Source organism: uncultured Neglectibacter sp. (genome assembly GCA_937958185.1).
Classification (GTDB): domain Bacteria; phylum Bacillota; class Clostridia; order Oscillospirales; family Acutalibacteraceae; genus Acutalibacter.
The window spans coordinates 68870-78437 of the sequence record CALFFN010000004.1 but is presented as its reverse complement, the minus strand read 5'-3'; the positions used below and the strand labels follow the sequence as shown (position 1 = coordinate 78437).

9 protein-coding genes are annotated in these 9568 nt (G+C 56.4%); 2 read left to right on the top strand and 7 right to left on the bottom strand.

Annotated features, from left to right (window positions below; genetic code table 11):
- Positions 1 to 241 precede the first annotated feature (241 nt).
- The 3 genes from AB8996_RS00790 to AB8996_RS00780 all read right to left on the bottom strand — a co-directional run bounded on the left by AB8996_RS00790 (position 242) and on the right by AB8996_RS00780 (position 1512).
- On the bottom strand, positions 242 to 700 hold the full coding sequence (locus AB8996_RS00790; protein WP_369297067.1) for a hypothetical protein: 459 nt from the start codon (positions 698 to 700) through the stop codon (positions 242 to 244).
- Positions 701 to 722: 22 nt separating this feature from the next.
- A complete protein-coding gene (locus AB8996_RS00785; RefSeq protein WP_369297066.1) occupies positions 723 to 1061 on the bottom strand; it encodes a hypothetical protein in 339 nt (112 codons plus the stop codon).
- A gap of 82 nt (positions 1062 to 1143) precedes the next feature.
- Complete coding sequence (locus AB8996_RS00780; RefSeq protein WP_369297065.1) at positions 1144 to 1512, bottom strand: PadR family transcriptional regulator; 369 nt, start codon at positions 1510 to 1512, stop codon at positions 1144 to 1146.
- 299 nt (positions 1513 to 1811) lie between these two features.
- Between AB8996_RS00780 and AB8996_RS00775 the strand changes: the two genes are divergently transcribed.
- Positions 1812 to 2273: a hypothetical protein gene (locus AB8996_RS00775; RefSeq protein WP_369297064.1), complete on the top strand. Its 462-nt coding sequence runs from the start codon at positions 1812 to 1814 to the stop codon at positions 2271 to 2273.
- Between the two features lie 195 nt (positions 2274 to 2468).
- On the opposite strand, the gene AB8996_RS00770 is transcribed toward AB8996_RS00775, so the two are convergent.
- From AB8996_RS00770 to AB8996_RS00760, 3 genes are all read right to left on the bottom strand, one after another.
- Positions 2469 to 2654, bottom strand: a complete 186-nt coding sequence (locus AB8996_RS00770) for a hypothetical protein (RefSeq protein WP_369297063.1) — start codon at positions 2652 to 2654, stop codon at positions 2469 to 2471.
- Between the two features lie 61 nt (positions 2655 to 2715).
- Positions 2716 to 5445: a family 78 glycoside hydrolase catalytic domain gene (locus AB8996_RS00765; protein WP_369297062.1), complete on the bottom strand. Its 2730-nt coding sequence runs from the start codon at positions 5443 to 5445 to the stop codon at positions 2716 to 2718.
- A 40-nt stretch (positions 5446 to 5485) separates the two neighbouring features.
- The gene (locus AB8996_RS00760) at positions 5486 to 5869 is read right to left on the bottom strand and encodes a cytidine deaminase (protein ID WP_369297061.1); all 384 of its coding nucleotides are present in this window, start codon (positions 5867 to 5869) and stop codon (positions 5486 to 5488) included.
- 197 nt (positions 5870 to 6066) lie between these two features.
- On the opposite strand from AB8996_RS00760, the gene AB8996_RS00755 reads away from it, so the two are divergent.
- On the top strand, positions 6067 to 7587 hold the full coding sequence (locus tag AB8996_RS00755; protein ID WP_369297060.1) for an alpha-N-arabinofuranosidase: 1521 nt from the start codon (positions 6067 to 6069) through the stop codon (positions 7585 to 7587).
- A 145-nt stretch (positions 7588 to 7732) separates the two neighbouring features.
- Here AB8996_RS00755 and AB8996_RS00750 read toward each other — a convergent pair whose 3' ends face one another.
- A complete protein-coding gene (locus tag AB8996_RS00750) occupies positions 7733 to 9541 on the bottom strand; it encodes an S-layer homology domain-containing protein (RefSeq protein ID WP_369297059.1) in 1809 nt (602 codons plus the stop codon).
- Between the last annotated feature and the right edge of the window lie 27 nt (positions 9542 to 9568).

Genomic DNA, 9568 nt, shown 5'->3' with positions numbered 1-9568 from the left:
CCCTTTAGGGGTGTGCCTGTATCCTGCCCTTTAGGGCTGTTATAAAACCACCGGCTCCGCCGGTGTGATATTTATTTTGTCTGCCGCCGCGGTATGCGCAGCATATGGAAAGGAGAGATACCATGGGCGATTTTTAACTGTGGACGTTGTTGCTTCTGTCATGAATTAAGAAAAAACAGAGGAGAGGGGCGCTTTCAGATGAAAGCACCCCTCTCCTCTGTTTTAAGGGGAAAGTAAAAAATCAGTACAGATTGCCGTATTTGTCGCAGGTCAGCACCACCGTCTTGGTGGTGGAAAGAGATTTATACGATACGGTTGCGGTGGCATAAGCGGAAGCGCCGGAGGTGTAAGCGTTTTTGCTGATGAATTTCGCAGAACTGTCGGCGATATACACAGTTGCGCTGGCGGAATTTGCAGTGGACGTCACGCCACGCGTATAAGAAAATGTGCCGTAAACGGTAACGTCCCAAACAGCGGTGCCGCTGGCAGTGTAATAGGTTCCCGTTTTACTGCCGCTGGTATCGGTGCTTCTGCCAACAGGAGCGTCCTGTGTCACAACAGTGATAAAATAATCTCCGTTGCTGAAATATTCGATGGTAGTCTTCGGAGCCTGAGGGACTTCTTCCTGCGCTGCGGCGCTTACCGTCAGGAAGGTGCCGAGCAGACAGATACAGAGAAGAATGGACAACAGCTTTTTCATAAAATGACCTCCCGAAAATGAATTAGTAACGAGTGGCAGTGGAATGATCTAACGGCTCATATTGGCTGTTGACAGGATTATCTGCCGTGATCGTTTCCACAAACCGTCCGTGGGCGTAATTCTGCTTCTCTATGTAGTCCACCGTACAGTAAACTCCCACTCCCAGAACCAGGAGCAGGCAGATCAGGGCGATCAGCGCATGAAACCGTTTCCGGCGCTGCAGTTCCCCACAAATAACAGCTTCCCGCTGCCCGGAAAGAAATTCGGCCGCCAGCTCCTGCGGCTCGCCAAAATGGTCGGAAATCGCAGAACGGTCGGCATGGGGGTTCTCGGTGCAGTAGGCGTTCAAATCATTTCTCAAATCCTGGAGGAACCCTTTTCTTTTTTGCCGCGAGCCGACAAGAAGACAGGAAACCTCTCGATAAAACTGATCCTGTACGGAACTATTCATGGGACGCACCTCCAGCCCTTTCGGAGAAGATGCTGTCAAAAACTTTGGCGATACCATCGCACATGGTGGTATACGTCAGCATCAGGTCGGTGAGAAAATCCTCGCCGGAAGGTTCCAGATGGTAGAACGTTCGGGGCTTCTTCACACCCGTTTCCTTTTGTTTGGAGATGTACCCTTTGTCCACCAGCCGATAGAGCAGAATGTAGAAAGAGCTTTCTGCTACGGAAAATTTTCCTTCACTGAGACGGTACATTTCCTGCGAGATCTGATAGGCGTACATATCCCGCTGTTTCAAAAGAAAAAGAGTCATCATTTGAAGCGGGCCCCGCTTAAATTCGGCGGCTTCACGTTCACTCAGCATATGGTTGGGTTCCTTTCTTGATATTCAATTTATTTAGAGTATAGCGCACTTTCGGCAATTTGTAAATAGATTTTCAAAAATACTTCAAAAATCATGTGCAAAAGTATATTGACAAACACTAATTTTTGCATTACCATAAAAAAATAAATTTGCAAAATTTTCCGTTTACTGGTGCCGTGCCCTGTTTATTTTTGTTTTTACCAGAAAACAGGTCATACCGTTTGAGGGAATGCGGATAGGAAATTTCTACTATCCCATACAGCGGCAAATATTGGGAAGTCAGCTTTTAAGGGGGGACCATGTTGCAAATTAAAAAATTTCTCCGGCGGCACAGATCCGGGATCATTGTTCTGGGCGTTCTGTTTCTTGCCTATCAGCTCCTCATGTGCACCCGGTTTACCGCCTGTACGAAATATATTCCCTTTACCGGCAGGGTGTTTTTCCTCGATCCGGCGGAGGTGGAGCGAATCACCGTGGAAAACTGGGACGCGGGCAGACGGGAAGCGACGCTTCAGGAAAAGGAAGACAAGGAAAGAGTTATCGAACAACTGAACTCCTTCCGCTTCCAGTGGTGGCACTTTGACCTCCCTTTTGCCACAGGGGGAAATAGCCCGGTGCTGCGCATCGAAACCTCCGGCGGTTCTTATGAATACGAACTTTGGGACGATGGGGTAAAGGTAAACGGGCTTTGGTACCGCGGGGAGAAGGGCTTTTTCCGGGAGCTGGCGGAGCTGCCGCTTTGCTCCAGTGGGGAAGCTTGAAGGCGGCGGGGGCGAACGTTTTTTCAATTGGTTACAAAAGTTCACAATTTTCACAGCCGCCGGTAAGAAAATCGTAAAAGAACGAAAAAATTTTTGTAATAAAATGGGAGTATCCTCAATATGGATAAAGGGTCGGCACTGTCCGACCCTGCCCTGGGCTTTTGGAAAGCTTTTCCTGCCCGGGCAGCCAAATCTTCAAAAAGGAGGACTCAAAATGAAAAAGGCAATTGCAGCACTGATGGTTCTGGCTATGGCTTTGACGATGGCGGCCTGCAGCGGCAACAACGCAAGCAGCGGCACATCTTCCACAGCGAGTACGTCCTCTGCGCCCACTTCGTCCGCTTCTGCGGTGAGCGAATAAACATACCGAAAAGCGCGCAAACAGCAAATTCCCCGGCTTTTACAAACCGGGGAATTTTTCTGCTTTTTTCAGCTTGGAACATCAGAACTGATAGCTGCCCGCAGTCAGGCAGTGGGTGGTGCCGTCCGGCAGGCACAGCTCCGCTTCACAGTCAAAGGGGACCGTGACCGCGTAGTGGAGCGCTTCGCCGTCATAGCGCCATTCCACCTCGTACCGTCCGGCGGCGGAATCCATGTGCAGCCGGGCAAAGCGGATACGGGGGTCGGGCAGGGGGCGAATGACAGCTTTTTTGTAGCCCGGCGCGTCCTCGCAGGGGTTCAGCCCGCAAAGGTCCCGGTACATCCAGTCGGCAATAGAGCCGTAGGCGTAATGGTTCAGGCTGTTCATGCCCGTGCCGCTGATGGAGCCGTCGGGAAGAATGGAATTCCACCGCTCCCACACCGTGGTGGCGCCCATCTTCACCTCATACAGCCAGCTGGGGTAGTCGTTATTCAGGAACAGGGTGTACGCGTCCTCGTTGGCGCCGTTGTCGGACAGCGCCCGGCACAGGAAGGGCGTGCCGCAGAAGCCGGTGTTCAGGTGCATTCCATTCTCCTGAAGCAGCGTTTTCAGGGTGTTCAGCACCGCGTCCCGCTTCCCATCGGGATACAGCCCGAAGAACAGGCTCAGCACGCAGGCTGTCTGGGTGGCGTGTATCTTCAGCGTGCCGTCGGCTTCAAAATATTCCTTGAGGAAAGCTCCCCTGATTTTTTCACACAGCCCTTCGTATTCCTTCTGGTCGCCGGTATAGCCCAGCGCCTTTGCCGCTTTGGCGGTGAGGGACGTGGAGTACCAGTAGAACGCTGTGGCGGTATAGGCAAGGTCGGTGGCGCCAAAGGGGTTCTGGGTGTCGCCGTCTTCCCGGTCCAGCGCCAGCCAGTCGCCCAGCTGGGAGCCGCGGAGCCACAGCCCCCGGTCGCCGTCCAGCCTGTCGTCCCGGCGGATACGCTCCACCCAGGTCTTCATCACCGGGTACTCCCGGCGCAGGAAATTCCTGTCGCCGTAATTTTCATAAACCGCCCAGGGCATCATGGTGGCAACATCGCTCCAGATGGCGGTCCCCTTGTCGTTGCTCTTGATAAAGGACATATTTTCCTGCACGATTTTTTCCAGATAGGCGGGGCGCTCCTCCGGCGGCAGCTTTTCCATGGCGGCTTTCAGCGGCGGGTACTTTTCCAGCGCGGCATTAAGCCCTGCCTTGTCATCGGGAGCAAGCGCCAGAAAGTCCGCGGGGTCAAGGTCAATCCCCAGCGCGTCCGACGCGGTTTTCGGCTTCGGCGCGGGCACAAAGAAGGGCACAGAGCCGCCGTAGCACTGCTGTTCCAGACCCACATTCTGAATGAAGTGGTGGAAGAAAGCGGGCATATAGATGTTTTTGCAGGCGGTGGCGGAGATGATGGCGGCGTCTCCCGTCCACCCCAGGCGCTCGTCCCGCTGGGGGCAGTCGGTGGGCACGTCCAGGAAATTGTCGAACTGCCCCCACATGGCGTTCTGGAACAGCCGGTTCACCAGCGGATTGTCCGTTTCAATGCTGCCGATGGGATCGATGTCCGAGCGGATATGGCAGGCGGAAAAGTCCTCAGCGCGTACATCTTTGACGCCCTCCACCTTGACAAAGCGGAAGCCGTAAAAGGTGAAATGGGGGCGCACCCTGGCGGGTCTGCCATCGGAAATATAGCGGTACTCCGCCTTTGCGGAGCGCAGGTTGTCCCGGTAGAAGCACTCGTCCTGCATGACCTCGCCGTAGGTCAGCGCCACTTCCGTCCCGGCGGGCTCCCGGCAGGTGAACTCCACCCAGCCGGTCATGTTCTGCCCGAAATCCAGCACGATTTCATCTTTTTTCGTGTAAATGATCTCCACCGGGGCGGTTTCCTGCTTCTTCACGATTTTCGGGCTCAGCCGGGCGGTGAGCGCCCTCTGCTCGTCCCGCAGGGTCACGCCGCCATGCTCTGCGGCACAGTGGGGAGAAGACCAGCCGGATACCTGTCTGCGCGCGTCAAAATGCTCTCCATCGTAGATATTGCTGAACGTGACGGGGGAGGGATAGCTTTTCCAGCTGCCGTCGGAAACGACCACCTGCTCCGTGCCGTCCTTTTTCAAAATACGCAGCTCGCAGATGGCTTCCATGGTGTCGCCGTACAGGTTGTGGTAGCGGTCGAACACGATGTCGCCCTTGTACCAGCCGGGACCCAGCGCCAGACCGATGGTGTTGTCCCCGGCGGTCAGAAGCCCGGTCACGTCAAAGGTCTGGTATTCCAGATTGGCGTCATAGCAGTGATAGCCCGGCAGAAGATACTCGTCCCCGGCTTTTCTGCCGTTTATTTCCAGCTCGTAAATGCCCAGCCCACAGACGTATGCCCGGGCGCTTTCGATCTCCTCGGAAACGGTAAAATCCTTTGCCAGCAGAGGATGCCGCTCCTTATCGGAAAAGTCGGCGGCGATCCAGCCTGCTTCCCACGCTTCCTGCTCCTTTGCCGTCTCGAACCAGTCGGAAGCGGAAGCGCTGTCGCCGTTATCCGCCCAGACGGTGATTTCCCATGTGTACCGCGTCCGGGGGGTAAGGCTCATGTCCGCCTCGAAGCCCAGGGAGGAAATGTCCTCCCGCCTGCCGCTGTCAAACACCGTTTTCCCGGCGCCGTCCTTTACGGTGATCTGCGCGGCGGTCTGCTTTTTGGCAGCGGTCTCCTCCGCGACCCAGGAGAAAACAGGCTTTTGCAGCTCCAATCCCAGGGGCTTTGTCACGTGATTTGTACGCAGATGTGTCAGCTTCATAAAAAATCCTCCTTTTTCAGAGCATGGTAAACACGCCTTACTATTTCTCTGTTTCTTTCCAGTAATGGGGGAGCAGCTCCTTCAGGGGCACGGCCGTGTTTTCCCCGACCATCACCTGACAGTCCGGGTTGCCGAGCTGCATCAGGAACTCCCGGCACCGCCCGCAGGGGGGAAGCACCTTTTTGTCCCAGTCCAGCGCCACGATCTTTTCCACCCGGCTCTCCCCGGCGGTGACCATGGCTGCGATGGCGGCGTGCTCGGCGCAAAAGCCCATGCTGCAAGCCGTGTCGATGCACACGCCCCGGTAGACGTTCCCCTTGTCTGTTACCAACGCGGCGGCTACGCCGCCCACTTCAATATCCTCGGAAATTCTCCGGGGGTTCAGCACTTCCAGCGCGGAATCGATCAGCTCCTGAAACTCCATAAAGCTCCTCCTTGGAATATTCTGATACCATTTTAAGCATAGCCTACTTTCCCGGAAAAAGAAAGGACTTGATTTTCCAAATTTGTATCCTGATTTTTGTCAGATTCCACAAAAGCCGGATTGACTTTCAGAAAATTTCAGCGTATCATTGGAGCAAAGACCTATCAATCCGAAACACAGGAAAGGAATCTTCCCCTATGGAAAAAAAGTTTGCCAGGATCACCCTGGACAGGGATTTTCAAATCAGCCGCATCGACAAGCGCATTTACGGCTCCTTTATCGAGCATTTGGGGCGCGCGGTCTATGGCGGCATCTATCAGCCCGACCACCCCTCCGCCGATGAGGAGGGCTTCCGCAGGGACGTATTGGACCTGGTGCGGGAGATCGGCGTGCCCATCGTCCGCTACCCCGGCGGCAATTTCGTCTCCAATTTTTATTGGGAAGACAGCGTGGGACCTGTAGCGGAGCGCCCCCGCCGGCTGGAGCTGGCATGGCGCAGCACCGAGCCCAATCTGGTGGGCGTCAACGAATTTGCCAGCTGGGCAAAGAAAGCGGACACCGATGTGATGATGGCGGTGAACCTGGGCACCCGGGGCATTGAAGCCGCCTGCAACCTGCTGGAATACTGCAACCACCCCTCCGGCACCAAGTACAGCGACCTGCGAATTTCCCACGGGATAAAAGAGCCCCACAACATCAAGACGTGGTGCCTGGGCAACGAAATGGACGGACCGTGGCAGACCGGGCACAAGACCGCCACAGAGTACGGTCGTCTGGCGGACGAGACCGCCAAAGCCATGCGGCAGATCGACCCCTCTGTAGAGCTGGTGGTCTGCGGCAGCTCCAATACCGGCATGGATACCTACCCCCAGTGGGAAGCCACCGTTTTGGAGGAAGCCTATGACGCGGTGGATTTCATCTCCCTCCACACCTATTACGGGAACCGCCTGAACGACACGGCAAATTTCCTTGCCCAGTCCGCCGACATGGACCATTTCATCAAAACGGTGATCTCCACCTGCGATTTTGTAAAGGCAAAAAAGCGGGCGAAGAAGGATATCATGCTGAGCTTTGACGAATGGAACGTCTGGTTCCACGCCAATGCCGAGGACGACGACACCATGAAGAACCGCCCCTGGTCGGTAGCTCCCCATCTGCTGGAAGACAAGTACGATTTTGAAGACGCTTTGCTGGTGGGCTTAATGCTCATCACGCTGCTGAAGCATTCCGACCGGGTGCGCATGGCGTGCCTTGCCCAGCTGGTGAACGTCATCGCCCCCATCATGACGGAGGAAAACGGTCCCGCCTGGAAGCAGACCATTTTCTATCCTTACCTCCACGCCTCCAAATACGGCAGAGGTATCGCGCTGGATACGGCGCTGCGCTCTTCCCGCCACGATACCCAGGCATTTACCGACGTTACCGATGTGGATTCCGTTGCCGTGTGGAACGATGAAGCGGAGGAGCTTACCGTTTTTGCGGTGAACCGGGATTTGCAGGACAGCATCACGCTGGAAAGCGACCTGCGCAGCTTCCCCGAGTACCGCCTTGCGGAGCACATCGTATTGGAGCATGACGATTTCTTCGCCACAAATTCCGCCCAGCGGCAGACCGTCTTGCCCAAGACCGTCACCGACCGCAGCGAGCAGGACGGCTGCATTTTGAAGACCCGCCTTGCTCCCGCCTCCTGGAACGTGATCCGTTTGAAGAAAGCCTGAGTTTTTCGGAGAAGAAGCGGAAACAGATAACAAAAGCCGCCCCGCGTGACAGCGGGGCGGTTTTCCTGTGCGCAAAATAAATCACGCCCGGCGAAGACAGCCGGACGTGACGCTTATAAAAAGGAGATCAGAAAATATTGTAGTTTTATTGGGAGACCGGGACATCTTTGGAATGATAGAGGTTCGTGGTGACTACACAGGCTTCCGCCCTGCTGGCAGTGCCCCTGGGGTCGAACCGATTGTTGCCGATGCCGCTGATAAGCTCCTTGTCCCGGCAGGCGTATACGGCGTCCCTTGCCCAGGCGCTGATCTGCCCATCGTCCGCAAAGCGGGGGGAAGAATCGTCCCGCTCCAGCCCGGCGTACCGCGCCAGAATGGTGCACATCTGCTCCCGGCTGATAGGATCCAGCGGGCGGAAGGTGCCGTTGCCCGCGCCGGTCACATAGCCGTGCTCAGACGCCCAGCTCACCGCCAGCTTAGTCCGGGCGTCCAGCCCTGCCAGGTCGCTGAAGCTTGTCCCGCCCTCGTACAGCGAAAGGTCAGCCCTGTCCAGATTGGCAAGCGCCATGACGAACTGCGCCCGGGTGATTTTTTCCGTGGGGTGGAAGGTGCCGTCGCCTGCGCCCCGGAAAATCTGGTCGCTTACTGCCTGGTCCACTACCGGGAAGTACCAGCTTTTTGTGGTGAAATCGGTGAATACGCTGCTGTTGGAAAGCACGGTGGCAGTGGCGACCGGGGTTTTCACGCCGTTGCCGACAGCGATCGCCTTAAAGGTGTACCCGGTGAGGTACACGGGGGCGGTGTAGGGCGTGGAAAGCTCCGTGGGGGTGGAGCAGTCGGTGGTGTAGTAGATATCCATGCCGGGGGCGGCGGTGATGGTCACATAGCCGTTCGCCGCCTTGATGACCGGGGCGGCGGTGGGGGACACATCGGACAGCCGTTCCACGTACAGGGAGCAGATATAGCCGCTTTGTCCGTTTGCCGTGACCACGGAATACCATTTATTGGTGGAGGTCCCGTTCCCGGAGATGGTTTCCCCCGTGACCTCTTCCAGAATATTCACGCTGCTGCCCCTGGACAGCACGGTGACAATGCCGGAGCTTGTGTTCGCAGCCTGGCGCAGCCGCACCTCGCTGCCCGTCACTCTGCCGTTGTAGCCGGGAGCGGGGTCGGGAGTTCCGCCATAGATCAGCTCATAGGTGCTGTCCCTGCCGCTGTACTTTGTGCGCAGATAGGAGGCTACCTGTGTCGCTGAGGCGTACTGGGTGCTGAGAATGGCAGTGTTTACAGGCGCGGGCTTTCCCGTTTCATCGCAGGCGTAACCGTCGCTGCCCAGCCGGTAGCCGTCTATGGTGGTGTTCACGTCGTATTCGTAGCGGGTGTAGTGCACCATTTTCCCGTCCAGCTGGTACCAGCCGTCTACCGGGTATTTCATGCCGTTGTCAAATACGTGCCACGCGTTCCAGTTCCTGTCGCTGCCGATAACGGGCTCCCGGCGCATATTGTAGTTGGTGTCGCTGTTGTCGGCGGCTTCATTGTTGCCGATATAAATGCCGATATGCCCATAGATTCCGCTGCCCGGGTCATGGTAGTCCGGCATGGTCAGCGCCAGCCCGTGAATGTTGGGAATGCCCTCGCTGATGTCGTTGGAGAACACGCAGTTGTCCTCCACCTGGGTGGTGGCGCCGCCCCGGCAGTTGCCCAAAGCGCCCACATCGGAGAAGTAGGCGTACAACAGCCCGGCGCAGTCGCTGCCCCGCACCTTCCCGGAGATCACCTCCCCTTTCCCGCCGTATACGTAGAGCCAGCCGTCCCGGTGGGCTTTGATGCCGTGGGCGGCAAAGCCCAGAGAGGTGGGCGTTTCGGCGGCGGAAGCATTTACCTCCGGCAGCAGCCCGACGGTGCATACTACCGCCAGAGCCAATAACAGGCAGAAAGCCCGTAATCTTTTCATCTTTCGGTTTCGTATCATGGGTGATTC